Below are 17627 nucleotides of genomic sequence, written 5' to 3'. Positions count from 1 at the left end.
CCCCCGTTGGTCCGCGCCGCTCAGGCCGCCTTCTGCTTCGCGGTGATCAGCTTGCGGTTGATCAGCACCTCGGCGATCTGCACGGCATTGAGCGCCGCGCCCTTGCGCAGATTGTCCGAGACGCACCAGAACGCCAGGCCGTTCTCCACCGTCGCGTCCTCGCGGATGCGGCTGATATAGGTGGCGTCCTCGCCGGCCGCCTCATAGGGCGTGACGTAGCCACCCGGCTCGTGCTTGTCGATCACCAGGCAGCCCGGCGCATTGCGCAGGATGTTGCGCGCCTCGTCCGCGGTGATCGGACTGGCGAACTCGACATTGACCGCTTCGGAGTGGCCGACAAAGACAGGCACGCGCACGCAGGTCGCGGTCAGCTTGATCTTGGGATCAAGGATCTTCTTGGTCTCCGCCATCATCTTCCACTCTTCCTTGGTGAAGCCGTCTTCCATGAAGACGTCGATCTGCGGAATGACGTTGAAGGCGATGCGCTTGGGAAACTTCTTATTGATCAGCTCGTCATTGGTGTAGACGGCCTTGGTCTGCGAGAACAATTCGTCCATCGCATCCTTGCCGGCGCCCGACACCGATTGATAGGTCGAGACCACGACGCGCGTGATCGTCGCCTTGTCGTGCAACGGCTTCAGCGCGACGACGAGCTGCGCGGTCGAGCAGTTCGGATTGGCGATGATGTTCTTCTTGGTGAAGCCGGCGGCGGCATCCGCGTTCACTTCCGGCACGATCAGCGGCACGTCCGGATCCATGCGCCAGGCCGACGAATTGTCGATCACGACCGCACCGGCCGCGCCGATCCTGGGCGACCATTCCTTGGAGACCGAGCCGCCGGCGGACATCAGGCAGATGTCGATGTCGGAGAAATCATAATGCTCGAGCGCCTTCACCTTCAGGGTGCGGTCGCCGTAGGAGACCTCGATGCCGACGCTGCGGCGCGAGGCCAGCACGACGACCTCGTCGGCGGGGAATTTGCGCTCGTCGAGAATGTTGAGCATTTCGCGCCCGACATTGCCGGTCGCACCGACCACCGCGACTTTGTAACCCATCGTTCACTCTCCGACGAAAAATGCCCGCTTCCCCGCTGTCAGCGGAAAGGGAAGAGGCAGCGCTTCTATGCGAGAAACCCGGTCAACACAACGTTGCGTAGCTTTGAGCGTTTTGATGCGTTTATTCCGGGCCGATCCGGCCGCACCCCATCATACGAGAATTCCGTCAGCGCTGACGAGCTTCGTCGACGAGGTGTACGCCACGCTCTCCGGGCTGTTCGCCTATGCCGCCGCGCTTGCGCTGTTCGCGGTCCTCGGCGTTTATCTATGGAAGCGGCTGCCTGATACAACGGCGATGGCGGCCCCCGCCGCCGGCTGGAGCATGGCTGCCCGCACGGCCCCCGGCTTTGCTGTGAGCAAGCTCGATCCACGAGATAAAACAGCAACTTACGAAATCTACCGGCACCCCGAGGGCGGCCGCAAGGACGTCTTCCGCTGGACCGATGCCGACGGTGCGCCGGCGGCCGAGCTGGAGATCTATCGCCCCGGCGGCGAGGCCCTGGGACCCGCGGTGACCGAGATCGCCGGCCGGCTCGACCCGGGCGGCAGTCGCGAGCTCGAGGCCGCCGGGATCGTCGACAGCAAGTTCGGCAGCGTCACCCTGCTGCGCCCGGCGCGGCAGGATGGCAGCCGCGCCTGCCTCGGCTTCCTCGAGCAGGCCGACGCGCCTGACCTGCGGATTTCCGGCTGGACCTGCCAGGGCGACAGCCTGCCGGCTCAGCGCGCCGCCGTCGTTTGCATGCTGAACCGCCTGACCCTTCTGGCCGCAGGCAATGACGCGCGGCTTGCCGCGCTGTTCGCCCATGCCGAACTGCGCCGCACCGACTGCGTTACCTCCGGCCCGCCGGCGCTCTCGGCCGACTGGGTCGTAGGCAGCCAGAACCCGCTGCTGCGCGGTGCGCTTTGATGGCGACACCGTGGCAAGGCACTGGTTTTCATGAAACTTTTGCGCTTGGACACGCATTATCTCGGCCGGTGTGGCGCAATTGACCTAGTGACGGCCTCCCCACCATGGCTACAATGTGTTCCAAGTGATTTTGGCTGATACGCCAGCCCCTGACGGGGGCCGTAATGACGAGGATGCGATGACCTTGAATTTCCCTGCCGCGAACAAGCTCGTGGTGTTGCTTGCCGCGGCTGCCGTCACCGCAACCGCCTTCGGAATGACCGCGGCCAGCGCGCAGCAGACCCCGAGCAAGCGCAAGCAGCAAGAGCAGTATGACCGCGACGGCCGCCGCTATTACGGCACGCAGGGCCCGAACCGGGTCTATCAGCAGGGCCCGCGTACCCGCGTCTACGTCACCACGCGCTCGTGGCTGGACGCCGGCACCGAAGTGCTGCCGGGCGACCGCAAGTTCAACGACTACGCCTATCCGCCTGATGTCGGTTATCCCTCGTTCGGACGCGAGAACAACAACCGCCCGATCGATCGCCAGCCGCTCAGTCCGCCGTCCGACCTCGGCGGCTATCCGCGGACCTTCCCGCTGTACTGAGAATTGGCGCACCGCCGATACGAAAATGCCCGGCTCCGGCCGGGCATTTTTTTGATCGCCGTCATTCCGGGGCTCGCCAACGGGTCGCGCGAACGCGCGCCCGATGACAGGCTCCGCGAGAGCCCGGAATCCATCAGGCCGCAGAGGCGCCGGTGAAATGGATTCCGGGCTCGTGCTTCGCACGCCCCGGAATGACGGGTGTCAAATTTATGCGTGCAGCTTCTGCAATTCCTTCAGGATCGCTTCGCCCATCTGCGCGGTGCTGACGGGCGTGGTGCCGGCCGACTTGATGTCGGCGGTGCGCAGGCCGGCGGCGAGCACGGCCGCGATCGCGGCGTCGACCTTGTCGGCGAGATCGCCCATGCCGAACGAATAGCGCAGCGCCATGCCGAACGAGGCGATCATCGCGATCGGATTGGCAAGACCCTTGCCCGCGATATCGGGCGCCGACCCGTGCACGGGTTCATACAGCGCCTTGCGCTCCTTGGTCTTGGCGTCCTCCTTGCCGAGCGAAGCCGACGGCAGCAGGCCAAGCGAGCCGGTCAGCATCGCCGCGATGTCCGACAGCATGTCGCCGAACAGATTGTCGGTGACGATGACGTCGAACTGCTTCGGCGTCTTGACCAGGTTCATGCCGCCGGAATCGGCGAGCTGATGCTCCAGCGTGATGTCCTTGTATTCGCGCGCGTGGACCTGGGTCATCACCTCGTTCCAGAGCACGCCCGACTTCATGACGTTGCGCTTCTCCATCGAGGTCACCTTGTTCTTGCGCTTGCGCGCCAGTTCGAAGGCGACGCGGCCGATGCGCTCGATCTCGAAGGTGTCGTAGACCTGGGTGTCGATCGCGCGCTTCTGGCCGTTGCCGAGATCGGTGATGGTCTTCGGCTCGCCGAAATAGACGCCGCCGGTGAGCTCGCGCACGATCATGATGTCGAGGCCCTCGACCACCTCGCGCTTGAGGCTCGAGGCATCGGCCAGCGCCGGGTAGCACACCGCCGGACGCAGATTGGCGAACAGGGCAAGATCCTTGCGCAGCCGCAGCAGGCCGGCCTCGGGACGCACCTCATAGGGCACAGAGTCCCACTTCGGACCGCCGACCGCGCCGAAGATCACGGCGTCGGCCGCATTGGCCTTGGCCATGTCGCCCTCGGAGATCGACACCTTGTGCGCGTCATAGGCGGAGCCGCCGACCAGGCCCTGCTCGGTCTCGAACTTGGCGATGCCCTGCGCATTCAGCCAGTCGATCAGGCGCTGCACCTCGGCCATCACTTCGGGGCCGATGCCGTCGCCGGGGAGGAGCAGCAGTTTGTGGGTCGCCATGGTCGTTACCTCATTCAATCGGGCATGCCCGCCATCGTCAGGCGCGAGTGCTAAAACGCCCCGCACCGATTGGCAAGGTACCCGGCAGAGGGCCAAAATGGGGCTTGAGCGAGCCAAACCGCGCCTCAAGAAGCCGACAAGACGGACCTCATGACCGCAGCCATCGTCTACGCCTTCGCCTCGGCCATTTTCCTCGGTGCCGGGGTGGTGCTGGCGCAGCTTGGGCTGCGCACCGTCGAGCCGCTGTCCGGCGCCGCGATCAGCGTGCCCTCCTTCACCCTGCTGTTCCTGGTGCTGTCGCCGCTGATCCTGCATGGCGAGCCGGTGGTCTGGCGAGCCTTGCCGATCTTCATGGCGATCGGCCTGTTCTTCCCGGCCTCGCTGACCTTGCTGACCTTCGCCTCGAACCGGGCGCTCGGGCCGGTCATCACCTCGACGCTCGGCAATCTGGCGCCGCTGTTTGCGGTCACCGCCGCGGTGGTGCTGCTGCACGAGCCGCTGCTGCCGCAGCAGCTCTTAGGCCTCGTCGTCGCGGTGGCCGGCGCGGCCATCATCACCGTGACCCGGCCGCGCGACCTCGGGCATTGGCGGAGCTGGGCGCTGCTGCTGCCGCTCGCAAGCGCGCTGGTGCGCGGCATCGTGCCGCCGATCGCCAAGCTCGGGCTTGCGATCTGGCCGAGCCCGCTATGGGCCTGCCTGGTCGGCTATGTGATGTCCTCGCTGGTGGTGCTCACCGTGCAGCGGATCCGCAAGGGCAGCTTCATGGTGCAGGCGCCGCGCGAGGGCCGGCTCTGGTTCATGCTCACCGGCATCAGCAACGGGCTCAGCGCGCTCAGCCTGTTCGCCGCGGTCGGCAACGGGCCGATCACGCTGGTAGCTCCGCTCGCCGCGATCTACCCGCTGGTCACCGTGGCGATGAGCGCCGTCATGCTCAAGCATGTCGAGATCACGCCACGGATCGTCGCCGGAACCCTGCTGACCGTGATCGGCGTCGCGCTGGTCCTGATCGCCTGATTGCCCGATACGCAAGACAGTGTTGCTGCCTCCGGCGCTGGGCAGGAGCGCCGCGGCCTGCCACAATGGCTGTATTGCCGGAGTGAATTGTGAGAGCCCCCGCCCCGTCCTACCCGCATCCCGCGCGGCTGATCCTGATTCTGTCGCTTGCACCGACCGTCGGTCTCGGCATCGGCCGTTTCGCCTATTCGCTGGTGCTGCCCGACATGCGCGAGCAGCTGGCCTGGTCGTATTCGGCCGCCGGCTTTATGAACACGATCAATGCCGCCGGCTATCTGGTCGGCGCATTGTTCGCCTCGCGCCTGATCCAGCGCTTCGGGCTCGCCGCATCGGTGCGCTGGTCGACGCTGGCCTGCGCGCTGTCGCTGGCGCTGTGCGCCATCTCGGGCAATTTCGCCGTGCTGAGCTTTGCCCGCCTGCTGGTCGGCTTCGCCGCCGCGATCGGCTTTGTCGGCGGCGGCGCGCTGGCGGCGACGATCGCGCAATCGCGCCCGGACCGCGCCAACTTCCTGCTCAGCCTGTTCTATGCCGGACCGGGCGTCGGCATCCTGGCATCGGGCCTGATCGCGCCGTTCGTGTTGCAGGGCTTTGGCGCCGGCTCGTGGTGGATCGTGTGGTGGGCGATGACCTTGCTCTCCGCAATCATGATCGTGCCGTTGTGGCTTGCGCCATTGCACGCCAATGCAATCGCCGGCGGCATCGTCCGCACCAAATTCGCCGTGATGCCGGTCCTGATCTACCTCGCCGCCTATTTCCTGTTCGGCGCCGGCTACATCGCCTACATGACCTTCATGATCGCCTATGTCCGCGACGGTGGCGGCGGCGCGGTGGCACAGAGTGCGTTCTGGAGCCTGATCGGCGTCAGCGCCTTCGTCACGCCATGGGTCTGGCGGCGGGTGCTGGCGCTCGACCGCGGCGGGCTCGCCACCACGATCATCCTCGGCGTCAACGCACTCGGCGCGGCGCTGCCGATCTTCGGCCATTCGCCGCTGCTGCTGGCGATCTCGGCGCTGGTGTTCGGCGTCGCGTTCTTCGCCGTGGTCGGCTCGACCACCGCGTTCGTGCGCCTCAACTACCCGGCTGAAGCCTGGCCGACCGCAATCGCGGCGATGACCATTGCCTTCGGCATCGGCCAGACGCTCGGGCCGATCGTGGTCGGCGCGATCACCGACGCGGTGGGCAGCCTGTCATTTGCGTTGAACGTCTCGGCCGCGATGCTTGTGGTGGGGGCGGTGCTGTCGGCGTTTCAGAGGAAGGTGGGGCGGTAGTCCTCCGTCGTCATTCCGGGGCTCGCTAAGCGAGAGCCCGGAATCCATCGTAACGCAACACATGCGGCCAAATGGATTCCAGGCTCGCGCCAAGAGGCGCGCCCCGGAATGACGAGGGGAGAGTTCAGCTTCCACTAAACGAATTATACCCCTGGTCTTCCCAGTAGCCGCCCTTGTAGTCGTTGGTGACTTCCATCGAGAGCACGTATTTCGGGTTCTTGAAGCCGAGTTTCGTGGGCACCCGGATCTTCATCGGGAAGCCGTAGGCGCGCGGCAGGATCTCGTCGCCGAACTTGAACGTCATCTGGGTCTGCGGGTGCAGCGCCGTGCGCATGTCCAGCGGCGAGTTGTAGCCGTCCTTGTCCGCGCACTGGAACCAGACATATTTGGCGCGGGTGTCGGCACCGACCAGCTTGAGGAAGTCGCGCAACGGCGTGCCGGTCCAGCTGCCGATTGCGCTCCAGCCCTCGACGCAGATATGCCGCGTCACCTGCTTGACCTGCGGCAGCTTGTACAATTCGTCGAGCGTCCACGACTTCTTGTTCTCGACCAGCCCGCGCACCTCGAGCTTCCAGTCGGCGCCCGCAATCTCAGGCGCATCGTCGAGATCGTAATAGGCATTGAACGGAAACGGCTTGGTGATCATGCTCTCGGGAAAGGTCGGAGCCAGCGCGTCCGGATTGAACATCCAGGCCTGCACTGCGTCGTTGAACTTGGAGACATGCTTCAGCAGTTCCTCCGCCGACGACGAATCGACCACGTCGCAGCCGGTCAACAGCGTCAGCGCGCCGAGGCTGGTGCCCGCCGTGATGAAGCGGCGGCGCGTCAGCTCCGGCATCGTCTTCACTGCGTCGCGCACGAGCAGCTTCTTGTCGACACCGGGGATCAGGAGCTTGCGGAGACGACCCATGACAATCCTCCTACAGCATGATCCGGAAAAGTGCGAAGCGGTTTTCCGAAAAGATCATGCTCAAACAATAAGAAGCTAAGGCGCGATGACGATTCATCGCGCTTTAGCGCCCGATAATCATGGCGCGCAGGCTCTTCGGCACCAGCAGCGCAAGCGCGACATGGATCACCAGGAAGGCGACGATCAGCGCCATGCAGGTGAAGTGAACATAACGGGCGAAATCGTAGCCGCCGAACAGCGAGACCAGCCAATGCAATTGCACCGGCTTCCACATCGACAGGCCGGACAGCACGATGACGACACCGACGATGATGATGCCGGCATAGAGCAGCTTCTGCACCGAATTGTACTTGCTGAGATCGTCATGCGACAGCTTGAAGGTCAGCGCCGCCCTAGTGTCGGCAATCACGCCGCCGGGAGTGATCGGCAGCAGTTTCTTGCGGAAGCGGCCGGTGGCGAAGCCGAGCGCCAGGTAGACCAGGCCGTTGATCATCAAGAGCCACATCGCGGCGAAATGCCAGAGCAGCGCGCCGCCGAGCCAGCCGCCGAGCGTGATGCTGCGCGAGAAACTGAAGCCAAACAGCGGCGAGGCGTTGTAGATCTGCCAGCCGGACATGATCATCAGGATCATCGCGACAGCGTTGATCCAGTGCACCATGCGGACCCAGACCGGCTGGATCACCTTCGCGGGCGTTGCGGTCTCTGCCTGGTGGTCGCTGACGGCAAGGCTCGTCATGGAAATTCTCTGCTCATGGTCGTTACCGGCTTATACGCCGGGAACCGGGGTTGCGTTACGGGGGCACGCCTCATCAGTTTGATATACGCCACCCGATCTGGTCACAAAAATGCGAGCCGGAGCGAGGCTCCGGCTCGCGATTTTTGAAAGCGCGCAGGGACTAAATCGGGGCCGCCGGGTGTTACGTCGCCGGCATCAGCACGGTGTCGACCACATGGATGACGCCGTTCGACTGGTTGACGTTGGAGATCGTCACCATCGAGGTGCCACCCTTGGCGTCGACGATCCAGACCTTGCCGTCCTGGTGCTTCACGGTCAGTTCCTCGCCCTCGGCAGTCTTCAGCTTCTTGCCGTCGGTGAGGTCGGAGGCCTCGAACTTGCCGGGCACCACATGGTAGGTGAGGATCTTGGTCAGCGTCGCCTTGTTCTCGGGCTTGACCAGATTGTCGACGGTTCCGGGCGGCAGCTTGCCGAACGCCGCATTGGTCGGCGCGAACACCGTGAACGGGCCCTTGCCTTCCAGCGTGCCGACCAGGCCCGCGGCCTTCACCGCAGCGACCAGAGTGGTGTGGTCCTTCGAATTGACGGCGTTCTGGACGATGTTCTTCGACGGGAACATCGCCGCGCCGCCGACCATCACGGTCTTCTCCTCGGCACGGACCGGCGCCACGACGGTGGCGGTGATCGCGATGGCACTGAAGGCGGCGGCAGCGAGAGTGGCAATACGCTTCGACATGGTTTCGTCTCCCGATGGGTAATCGAGCCGACGCATCCGCGCCGGCGATGAAGGGACAACAACGGCACGGATGGGTTTGATGAAAGCGCCGTCGTTGGCCTGAGCTACGGGAGGTTTTCGGCGCGGTTTCCGGAATAATTCTTTGTGATTCCTGAAACCAGCTGCGGCGCGCTGCGTACACGCGACGCGGTCGCGCATTCCATTCAGCGGAATGGACGGGTGCGATGCCGCGAGCAATTTGCTTGCCGCCACCGCGCGATTGGTTCAGCCTGAGCTTGCAGGCTGCTTCGCAGAGAGCGGCTGCGGGGAGTCAATCATGAGCAGCATCACGGCTGACGGCCATGCCATGCCTGCGGTGAACGATGCAGGCACCGACATCGGCCCGCTCGAGCAGCAACACCTGCAATACGCCAACTACCGCGCCGTCGCCGGCGGCACCGAGCTCACCAAAACCCATTGGCACATCGCCACCGCCAACGCGCTCGGCTGGGGCTTTGACGGCATGGACGGCGTGATCTTCGCGCTGATCTCGCCGATGGTGATCAAGGAATTCGCGCTGACCTTGCCGGAATATCGCTCCGGCATGCAGATCGCATTGTTCGTCGGCATCGCCGGGCTTTATTTCTGGCCGTGGCTCGCCGACCGCTACGGCCGCCGCACGCTGCTCGCGGTCAACATCGCGCTGTTCTCGCTGCTGATGCCGGTCGCGGCGATGTCGCCGACCTTCGCGGTGTTCGTGATCGCACGCTCGCTCTTGTTCTTTGCGCTCAACGGCGAATGGTCGCTCGGCTCGATGCTGGTGGCGGAGACCTGGCCGGCGCGGTTGCGTGGACGCGTCATCAGCATCACCCGCTCGGCCTGGTGCCTCGGCGCCACCTCCGCAGGCGCGATCACCGGGCTGATCGCCGCCAACTATGGCTGGCGCATCGCCGTGATGGTGCCCGGCGTGATCGCGCTGCTTGCGATCTATATCCGCTCCACCTGCCCGGAATCGCCCTATTGGGTGCGGTCACAGGACCGCAAGCGGCGCATCGCCGAGACACTGGCGCGCGGCGGCACGGTTAGCGACGACGACCGCACCTGGTTCGGCAAGGCCAAATCGGTCGGCATCCGCCAGGTCTTCATGCCCGACGTGCTGCCCTCGACATTGGTCGCGCTGTTCGTGGCCTGTGCCTCGACCTGCATCTACGGCACGGTCGGCGCCTGGATGCCGCTCTACCTCTCGACCGAGAAGCACTGGTCGACCACCGAATACAGCCTGTTCTATGTGTTCTACGGCCTGTGCGGCTTCGTCGGCCTGTGCCTGGTCGGCTGGCTGATCGACAAGATCGGCCGCCGCCGCACCTTCATCATTGCGTTGATCGAGGGCGCGGTCTTCATGACGCTCTGGGTCTATTCCGAGGACCGCGTGCTGCTGTGGACGTTCGGACTGCTTTGGTGCCTCGGCTTCCTCGGCTTCTGGGGCCCGAGCACGACGCTGACGGCGGAAATCTTCCCGACCCGGATCCGCGGCGCCGCCAACGGCGTGGTCTGGGCGATCGCCTATCTGGTCGGTTTCGTGCTGTTCCCCTTCGTCTCGATCGCGCTGCAGCAGCACACCGGCTCGTTCGCGCTGGCGTTCCTCTGCATCCCCGTGCTGATGCTCGCGATGGCGGTCGGCGTGGTCCTGTTCGTGCCGGAACATTCCGGGAAAGAGCTGAACGAGATCAGCGAGTGATCCGTCACGATTTGTAGCCCGGATGGAGCGCAGCGAAATCCGGGACAGCCTCTCCGCAAGAGACCGCCCCGGATTGCGCTTCGCTCCATCCGGACTACGACGTGACCGCCGCCTAATCCCGGTTCGCCGGCGTCTGGATGAACCCGCGATTATGCGTCGGGCTGATCAGGATCTCGTTCATGCAGACCCGCGCCGGCATGCTGGCGACGAAGGCGATGGTGCGGCCGCAATCCTCGGGCTGCAGCATCTTGGCCTGCTCGGCCTCGCTCGGCACCACCGGCCGCTGCTTCAGGATCGGGGTGGCGACCTCGCCCGGCGACAGGCAGCAGGCGCGCAGGCCGTTGACGCATTCGTCCATGTTGAAGGAATGGGTCAGCGCCAGCACCGCGTGCTTGGTGGTGGTGTAGGCCGGGCCCGGCATCTTCGAGATGTGGCGGCCGGCCCAGGAGGCGACGTTGATGATGCAGCCGTCCTGCTGCTTGCGCATGGTCGGCAGCACCGCGCGCATGCAATACAGCACGCCGTTGAGGTTGACCTCGACGAGCTTGTCCCAGCCTTCCAGTTCCATATCGGCCCAGCTGCGTTTCGGCACGTTGATGCCCGCGCTGTTGACCAAAAGATCGATGCGGCCGTGCCTGGCGACGATCGCCTCTGCCGCCTTGTTGACCTCGGCCTTGTTGCTGACGTCGAGCGGGATCGCCTCGGCCGTGCCGCCCTTTTTTGTGATGTTGGCCACGACGCGGTCGAGCTCTTGCTTGCGGCGGCCGGAGACCACCACCGTCCAGCCGTCCGCGGCCAGGAATTCCGCCCCGGATTCGCCGATTCCGGTGCCGCCGCCTGTGACCCAGGCCACGCGTTTCCCATGATTTGTCATGCAAACTGTCTCCGTTGCTTTCCGAAGGGCGTTTTTGCTAATCCAGCCGGACTCTTACCGGCTCTTTCGCCCCTCAGGGGATGTTGCATGAACACGACCGCCAACGCCAATCTGTTTTCCCGCCTGTTCGACGGCCTCGACGACCCCAACCGGCTCGCGATCGAGCAGCTCGACGACAGCCGCATCACCTATGGCGATTTGATCGCGCGGGCGGGCCAGATCGCGAATGTGCTGGTTGAGCGCGGCGTCAAGCCGGGCGACCGCGTCGCGGCGCAGACCGAGAAATCGGTGTCGGCGCTGGTGCTGTATCTCGCCACCGTGCGCGCCGGCGGTGTCTATTTGCCGCTCAACACCGCCTACACGCTGAACGAACTCGAATACTTCATCACGGACGCCGAGCCGGCGCTGGTGGTCTGCGACCCCGCCAAGCTCGAAGGCATCAGGGCAATCGCGGCCAAGGTCGGCGCCAGGGTCGAGACGCTCGATCCGACCGGCAAGGGCTCGCTGACCGAGGCCGCCGACAAAGCGGCGAAGGAATTCGCGACCGTCCCGCGGGCAAACAACGATCTCGCCGCGATCCTCTACACCTCGGGCACCACCGGCCGCTCCAAGGGGGCGATGCTCTCGCACGACAATCTGGCGTCGAACTCGTATTCGCTGGTCGATTACTGGCGCTTCACCGACAAGGACGTGCTGATCCACGCACTGCCGATCTATCACACCCACGGCCTGTTCGTGGCCAGCAACGTGACGCTGTTCGCGCGCGCCGCGATGATCTTCCTGCCGAAGTTCGATCCGGACCTGATCATCAAGCTGATGGCCCGCGCCACCGTGATGATGGGCGTGCCGACCTTCTACACCCGCCTGTTGCAGAACCCCGGCCTGAACAAGGACGCGACAAAGCACATGCGGCTGTTCATCTCGGGCTCCGCGCCGCTGCTCGCGGACACCCATCGCGAATGGTCTGCCCGCACCGGCCACGCCGTGCTCGAGCGCTACGGCATGACCGAGACCAACATGAACACGAGCAATCCCTATGACGGCGACCGCGTGCCCGGCGCGGTCGGCTTCGCGCTGCCCGGCGTCTCGGTGCGGGTCACCGATCCAGAGAGCGGCAAGGAGCTTCCTCGCGAGACCATCGGCATGATCGAGGTCAAGGGCCCGAACGTATTCCAGGGCTATTGGCGGATGCCGGAGAAGACCAAGGCCGAATTCCGCGGCGACGGCTTCTTCATCACCGGCGACCTCGGCAAGATCGACGACAAGGGCTACGTCCACATCCTCGGCCGCGGCAAGGATCTGGTGATCTCGGGCGGCTTCAACGTCTACCCGAAGGAGATCGAGAGCGAGATCGACGCCATGCCGGGCGTGGTCGAATCCGCCGTGATCGGCGTGCCGCATGCCGATTTCGGCGAAGGCGTCACCGCCGTGCTGGTTTGCAGCAAGGGCGCCGATGTCAGCGAAGCCTCGGTGCTGAAGGCGCTCGACGGCCGGCTGGCCAAGTTCAAGATGCCCAAGCGCGTCTTCGTGGTCGACGAATTGCCGCGCAACGCGATGGGCAAGGTGCAGAAGAATATCTTGCGGGATACGTATAAGGATATTTATTCGAAGTGATTTCCGTAGCCCGGATGAAGCGAAGCGAAATCCGGGAGCGGTCTATCCTCTGCAAGAATCCCGGATTGCGCTTCGCTCCATCCGGGCTACGCACCGCCCGACAGGCTGATCACGAATCGGCCGCCGACGATGAAGAGATAGGCCCCGAACGCCACCTCCAGCGCGCGCTTCGACAGCGCGTGCGCGACCTTGACGCCGAGCGGTGCGGTGACCAGCGTGGTCGGCATCACCAGGAGCGCGCCGATCAGCGAGACATAGCCGAGCGCAAACGGCAATTGCAGCGCGGCGACGTCGGGGAAGCGCGCGGCGGCGGGCCAGCCGGCATAGACGTAACCCAGCGCGCCGGGGATCGAGATCAAGACCGCGAGCGCGGACGAGGTCGCGACCGCCTGATGGATCGGCCGGCCGTAGAAGGTCATCAGCAGATTGGCGAACAGCCCGCCGCCGATGCCCATCAGAGTCGACAGCAGGCCGACGAAGAAGCCATAGATGCGCATCAGAAAACCCCTCGGCACGTCGTCGCCGAACTTCCAGGTCTCGCGCGCCAACAGCAGCCGCGCCGCCGCCGACCAGGCCACCATCACGAACACGATCTTGAACAGCCGCTCCGGCGCGAAGCGCGCGGTGACGCTGCCGGCGGCGACGCCGATCACGATCGGCAGCCACCAGCGCTTCAGGATCTCCATGTCGACCGCACCGCGGCGGTAATGGGCACGGAACGAGCTCAGCGAGGTCGGGATGATGATCGCGAGCGAGGTGCCGATGCAGAGCGGCATCCGAACTTCCAAGGGCACGCCGGCGAGGCGAAAGCATTCGTAGAACACCGGCACCAGGATCGCGCCGCCACCGATGCCGAACAGGCCGGCGAGGAAGCCGGACAGCGCGCCGACCGCGATTAGCAGCAGCGCAAGCTCGAGCAATTCCCTGGGATCGAGGCCGGCCATCATGTCCTTCATCTGTGTTCGGCGCGCGGCCGCAGCCGTGCCGTGGCGCCGCCTCGAGAGAGCAATAGCCGCTTTTCGGATTCGGGAGTATCTATGCTGTTGCGCAGGCTCTGTTGCGAAATGCGGAAGGATCGGGCTTGGACCAGCTTGCGGCAATGGCAGCCTTTGTCCGCGCGGTTGAGACCGGCAGCCTGTCGGCGGCGGCACGGTCGCTGCCGAGCTCGCTGACCTCGGTCAGCCGCCAGATCAGCGCGCTTGAAGAGCATTTCGGTACCCGCCTGTTGCTGCGCACCACCCGCCAGCTCGCGCTGACCGATGACGGCCGGATCCTCTATGAGCGGGCGAAATCGGTTCTCGGCGAGATCAAGGAGATCGAGGCGGCGCTGGCCCGCGATCCGCAGCAGCCGTCGGGCCGGATCAGGCTGAGCTCGCCGAGCCTGATCGGACGGCTCGTGATCGCGCCCTTGCTGGTCGAGTTTCTGCGCCGCTATCCGGCACTGTCGGTCGACCTGCTGTTGATCGATCGCGCCGTCGACATGATCGAGGAGGACATCCATCTGGCCATTCGGATCGGCCGGCTGCGCGACTCGCAGCTCGTCACCCGCAAGCTCACCGATCTGCAGATGATCGTGTGTGCATCACCGAATTATCTGGCCCGGCACGGCGAGCCGCGAACGCCGAGCGATCTTGCGACGCATGACTGCCTGGTGTTTTCCGATTCGCCTGGCAGCGCGGAGTGGCGCTTTGCCGATGGATCGAAGACGGGCCGCAAATTCCGCATATCCGGTCGGCTCTGGATGAATAGCCTCGACGCGCTGGTTGCTGCGGCGCGGGATGGTGCTGGCATCGTCCGTGTGCCGTCGTGGCAGGTACAGTCCGATCTCTTGAACGGCCGGCTGCAACGCCTGCTGATCGACCATGAGCCGGCGCCGACGCCGTTGCATTTGATGCTTCAGCCGGCGCGCCTCGCATCGCCTAAGATCAGGGCATTCGTCGATTATCTGGTGGAACAATGGGGCAGGATCGACGCCTTTCGGACGCCGGAAGGCGGCATCTGACCAGCCGGCGAACGGTCGTGAATATCCATTCACTTCTTAGTTCACTCGACCTTGCATCTGGTATACCACACTGCGGATCAATCAGAATTCGGCAACTCTAACAATGAACTTCGGTTCGAGCGAAGGCTATTTGGCCGTTGCGCGGGGTGAGTCTAGTCCGTAAATAGAACTCCTCTACCGCGTTCCCCGATGGGCCGGGCGCGGTCCCTCACATCATAAAGCCCGCCGATGACCGCCAGGATCGAACGACCGCTTTCACCCCATTTGCAGACCTACCGGTGGACGCTGACGATGGCGCTGTCCATCGTTCACCGTGCCACAGGTGTGGCACTCTATTTCGGCACCCTGCTGCTGGCCTGGTGGCTGATCGCCGCCGCCTCCGGCCCGACCGCCTATGCCAACGTCCAGGCCTTCACCGGCAGCGCGATCGGCAAGCTGATCGTGTTCGGCTATACATGGGCGCTGATGCACCATCTGTGCAGCGGCATCCGGCATTTCGTCTGGGACCTCGGCTACGGCTTCAAGGCCAATGAGCGCGAAGCCCTGACCTGGGGCGCGCTGGTCGCCGGCATCGCGCTGACCGTGCTGGTCTGGATCATTGCCTACGCGGTTGGAGGTGGACGATGAGCGGCCCCTCCTCGATGCGCACGCCGCTGGAACGCGTTCGCGGCCTCGGCTCGGCGCACACCGGCACCGGCGATTTCTGGCGCCAGCGCCTCACCGCGGTCGCGATGACGCTGCTGATCGTCCCCGTCATCGTCGTGATGATCATGCTGGTCGGCCGCAACCACGCCGGCGCGGCGCAGATCCTCGGCTCGATCCCGATCGCCATCATCCTCTTGCTCTTCATCGTCGCCAGCGTCTGGCACATGAAGATCGGCATGCAGGTCGTGATCGAGGACTACATCCACAACGAGAAGCTGAAGATCGCCAGCGTGATGGCGAACAACTTCTTCTGCGTCGCGGTCGCATTGGCCTCGATCTACGCAATCCTCAAATTGTCGTCGGGAGTTTGACCCATGGCCACTCAAGGTTTGGCCGCTGAAAGTAACGGCAAGGCCACCAACGGCAGTGGCCCTGCCAGCAATGGCAAGGCCTACCCGATCCAGGACCACACCTACGACGTCGTCGTGGTCGGCGCCGGCGGCGCCGGCCTGCGCGCGGTGGTCGGCTGCTCGGAAGCGGGCCTGCGCACGGCCTGCATCACCAAGGTATTTCCGACCCGCTCGCACACCGTTGCGGCGCAGGGCGGCATCTCGGCCTCGCTCGGCAACATGCATCCGGACGACTGGCGCTGGCACATGTACGACACCGTGAAGGGATCGGACTGGCTCGGCGACCAGGACGCGATCGAATACATGGTGCGCAACGCGCCCGACGCGGTCTACGAGCTCGAGCATTGGGGCGTGCCGTTCTCGCGCACCGAGGACGGCAAGATCTATCAGCGCCCGTTCGGCGGCATGACCATGGATTACGGCAAGGGCCAGGCGCAGCGCACCTGCGCCGCGGCCGACCGCACCGGCCACGCCATGCTGCACACGATGTATGGCCAGTCGCTGCGCCACTCGGCCGAGTTCTTCATCGAATTCTTCGCCATCGACCTGATCATGGACGACCAGGGCGTCTGCCGCGGCGTGATCGCGCTCAAGCTCGATGACGGCACGCTGCATCGCTTCCGCGCCCAGACCACGATTCTGGCGACCGGCGGCTATGGCCGCGCTTACGCCTCCTGCACCTCGGCGCACACCTGCACCGGCGACGGCGGCGGCATGGTGCTGCGCGCCGGCCTGCCGCTGCAGGATATGGAGTTTGTCCAGTTCCATCCGACCGGCATCTACGGCTCGGGCTGCCTCGTCACCGAAGGCGCCCGCGGCGAAGGCGGCTACCTCGTCAACTCCGAAGGCGAGCGCTTCATGGAGCGCTACGCGCCGTCGGCCAAGGACCTCGCCTCGCGCGACGTCGTCTCGCGTGCGATGACGATCGAGATCCGCGAAGGCCGCGGCGTCGGCAAGAAGAAGGACCACATCTTCCTGCACCTCGACCACCTCGATCCGAAGGTGCTGCATGAGCGGCTGCCGGGCATCTCCGAATCGGCGAGAATCTTCGCCAATGTCGACGTCACCCGCGAGCCGATTCCGATCGTGCCGACCGTGCACTACAACATGGGCGGCATTGCCACGAACTATCACGCCGAGGTGCTGACCAAGCGCAACGGCGACGACAACTCGGTGGTGCCGGGCCTGATGGCGATCGGCGAGGCCGCCTGCGTCTCGGTGCACGGCGCCAACCGCCTCGGCTCCAACTCGCTGATCGACCTCGTGGTGTTCGGCCGCGCCGCGGCGCTGCGCCTCGCCGACAAGCTGACGGCGAACGCCAAGCAGCCGGAACTGCCGAAGGACTCGGCCGACCGCGCGCTCGGCCGGCTCGACCACTTCCGTCACGCCTCCGGCGGCACGCCGACCGCGAAGCTGCGCGACAGCATGCAGCATGTGATGCAGAACAATTGCGCGGTGTTCCGCACCGGCGAGGTGCTGCAGGAAGGCCAGAACCTGATCCACAAGGTCTATGGCGGCGTCGGCGACATCTCGGTCTCGGACCGCTCGCTGGTGTGGAATTCCGACCTGGTCGAGACGCTGGAATTCGACAATCTGATCGTGCAGGCGGTCGTGACGATGGATTCGGCCGCGAACCGCACCGAGAGCCGCGGCGCACATGCGCGCGAGGATTTCTCGGCGCGCGACGACAAGAACTGGATGAAGCACACGCTGACCTGGATCGATCCGGCCGGCAAGACCACGATCGATTACCGTCCCGTCCACGACTACACGATGACCAACGATGTGCAGTACATCCCGCCGAAGGCGCGGGTTTACTGAGAACGAAGGCGA

The 17627-nt window shown here is 64.9% G+C and carries 17 protein-coding genes; 10 read left to right on the top strand and 7 right to left on the bottom strand.

Going from position 1 to position 17627, the window contains the following annotated elements; translation table 11 throughout:
• Window positions 1-20: 20 nt before the first annotated feature.
• Complete coding sequence (locus ACVINW_RS11955) at window positions 21-1055, bottom strand: aspartate-semialdehyde dehydrogenase (protein ID WP_456751473.1); 1035 nt, start codon at window positions 1053-1055, stop codon at window positions 21-23.
• 115 nt (window positions 1056-1170) lie between these two features.
• Here ACVINW_RS11955 and ACVINW_RS11950 point away from each other — a divergent pair, with 115 nt between their 5' ends.
• Together ACVINW_RS11950 and ACVINW_RS11945 are read left to right on the top strand one after the other, a co-directional pair.
• Complete coding sequence (locus ACVINW_RS11950; RefSeq protein WP_456751472.1) at window positions 1171-1962, top strand: hypothetical protein; 792 nt, start codon at window positions 1171-1173, stop codon at window positions 1960-1962.
• Window positions 1963-2140: 178 nt separating this feature from the next.
• Window positions 2141-2548: a hypothetical protein gene (locus ACVINW_RS11945; RefSeq protein WP_456751471.1), complete on the top strand. Its 408-nt coding sequence runs from the start codon at window positions 2141-2143 to the stop codon at window positions 2546-2548.
• A 207-nt stretch (window positions 2549-2755) separates the two neighbouring features.
• Here the strand turns inward: ACVINW_RS11945 and leuB are convergent, their stop codons facing one another.
• A complete protein-coding gene (gene leuB / locus ACVINW_RS11940; protein WP_456751470.1) occupies window positions 2756-3868 on the bottom strand; it encodes a 3-isopropylmalate dehydrogenase in 1113 nt (370 codons plus the stop codon).
• A gap of 150 nt (window positions 3869-4018) precedes the next feature.
• On the opposite strand from leuB, the gene ACVINW_RS11935 reads away from it, so the two are divergent.
• On the top strand, window positions 4019-4882 hold the full coding sequence (locus ACVINW_RS11935) for an EamA family transporter (RefSeq protein WP_456751469.1): 864 nt from the start codon (window positions 4019-4021) through the stop codon (window positions 4880-4882).
• An 89-nt stretch (window positions 4883-4971) separates the two neighbouring features.
• On the top strand, window positions 4972-6150 hold the full coding sequence (locus ACVINW_RS11930) for a YbfB/YjiJ family MFS transporter (RefSeq protein WP_456751468.1): 1179 nt from the start codon (window positions 4972-4974) through the stop codon (window positions 6148-6150).
• Window positions 6151-6274: 124 nt separating this feature from the next.
• Here ACVINW_RS11930 and ACVINW_RS11925 read toward each other — a convergent pair whose 3' ends face one another.
• The 3 genes from ACVINW_RS11925 to ACVINW_RS11915 all read right to left on the bottom strand — a co-directional run bounded on the left by ACVINW_RS11925 (window position 6275) and on the right by ACVINW_RS11915 (window position 8532).
• Window positions 6275-7060 carry a molybdopterin-binding protein gene (locus tag ACVINW_RS11925; RefSeq protein WP_456751467.1) on the bottom strand — a complete coding sequence of 262 codons (786 nt, stop codon included), beginning with the start codon at window positions 7058-7060 and terminating at the stop codon, window positions 6275-6277.
• Between the two features lie 103 nt (window positions 7061-7163).
• Complete coding sequence (locus tag ACVINW_RS11920; RefSeq protein ID WP_456751466.1) at window positions 7164-7796, bottom strand: cytochrome b/b6 domain-containing protein; 633 nt, start codon at window positions 7794-7796, stop codon at window positions 7164-7166.
• Between the two features lie 181 nt (window positions 7797-7977).
• Complete coding sequence (locus ACVINW_RS11915) at window positions 7978-8532, bottom strand: fasciclin domain-containing protein (protein WP_456751465.1); 555 nt, start codon at window positions 8530-8532, stop codon at window positions 7978-7980.
• Between the two features lie 316 nt (window positions 8533-8848).
• On the opposite strand from ACVINW_RS11915, the gene ACVINW_RS11910 reads away from it, so the two are divergent.
• Entirely contained in the window at window positions 8849-10249 is a 1401-nt protein-coding gene (locus ACVINW_RS11910) for an MFS transporter (RefSeq protein WP_456751464.1), read from the top strand.
• Between the two features lie 112 nt (window positions 10250-10361).
• On the opposite strand, the gene ACVINW_RS11905 is transcribed toward ACVINW_RS11910, so the two are convergent.
• Window positions 10362-11123, bottom strand: a complete 762-nt coding sequence (locus tag ACVINW_RS11905; protein ID WP_456751463.1) for an SDR family oxidoreductase — start codon at window positions 11121-11123, stop codon at window positions 10362-10364.
• 87 nt (window positions 11124-11210) lie between these two features.
• On the opposite strand from ACVINW_RS11905, the gene ACVINW_RS11900 reads away from it, so the two are divergent.
• Entirely contained in the window at window positions 11211-12737 is a 1527-nt protein-coding gene (locus ACVINW_RS11900) for a malonate--CoA ligase (RefSeq protein ID WP_456751462.1), read from the top strand.
• A gap of 86 nt (window positions 12738-12823) precedes the next feature.
• On the opposite strand, the gene ACVINW_RS11895 is transcribed toward ACVINW_RS11900, so the two are convergent.
• Window positions 12824-13684 (bottom strand): sulfite exporter TauE/SafE family protein, encoded by an 861-nt coding sequence (locus ACVINW_RS11895; RefSeq protein ID WP_456756375.1) that lies wholly within the window; start codon window positions 13682-13684, stop codon window positions 12824-12826.
• A 152-nt stretch (window positions 13685-13836) separates the two neighbouring features.
• Between ACVINW_RS11895 and ACVINW_RS11890 the strand changes: the two genes are divergently transcribed.
• From ACVINW_RS11890 to sdhA, 4 genes are all read left to right on the top strand, one after another.
• The gene (locus ACVINW_RS11890) at window positions 13837-14739 is read left to right on the top strand and encodes a LysR family transcriptional regulator (RefSeq protein WP_456751461.1); all 903 of its coding nucleotides are present in this window, start codon (window positions 13837-13839) and stop codon (window positions 14737-14739) included.
• Between the two features lie 228 nt (window positions 14740-14967).
• On the top strand, window positions 14968-15366 hold the full coding sequence (gene sdhC / locus ACVINW_RS11885; protein ID WP_050402512.1) for a succinate dehydrogenase, cytochrome b556 subunit: 399 nt from the start codon (window positions 14968-14970) through the stop codon (window positions 15364-15366).
• Window positions 15367-15380: 14 nt separating this feature from the next.
• The gene (sdhD, locus tag ACVINW_RS11880) at window positions 15381-15755 is read left to right on the top strand and encodes a succinate dehydrogenase, hydrophobic membrane anchor protein (protein WP_456756374.1); all 375 of its coding nucleotides are present in this window, start codon (window positions 15381-15383) and stop codon (window positions 15753-15755) included.
• Window positions 15756-15773: 18 nt separating this feature from the next.
• Window positions 15774-17615, top strand: coding sequence for a succinate dehydrogenase flavoprotein subunit (gene sdhA, locus ACVINW_RS11875; protein ID WP_456756373.1), 1842 nt, complete (start codon window positions 15774-15776; stop codon window positions 17613-17615).
• Window positions 17616-17627 lie beyond the last annotated feature (12 nt).

It is taken from the genome of Bradyrhizobium sp. USDA 4461 (assembly GCF_054055655.1).
The sequence above is the reverse complement of the archived record's forward strand: the minus strand, read 5'-3'. Positions and strand labels throughout refer to the sequence as shown.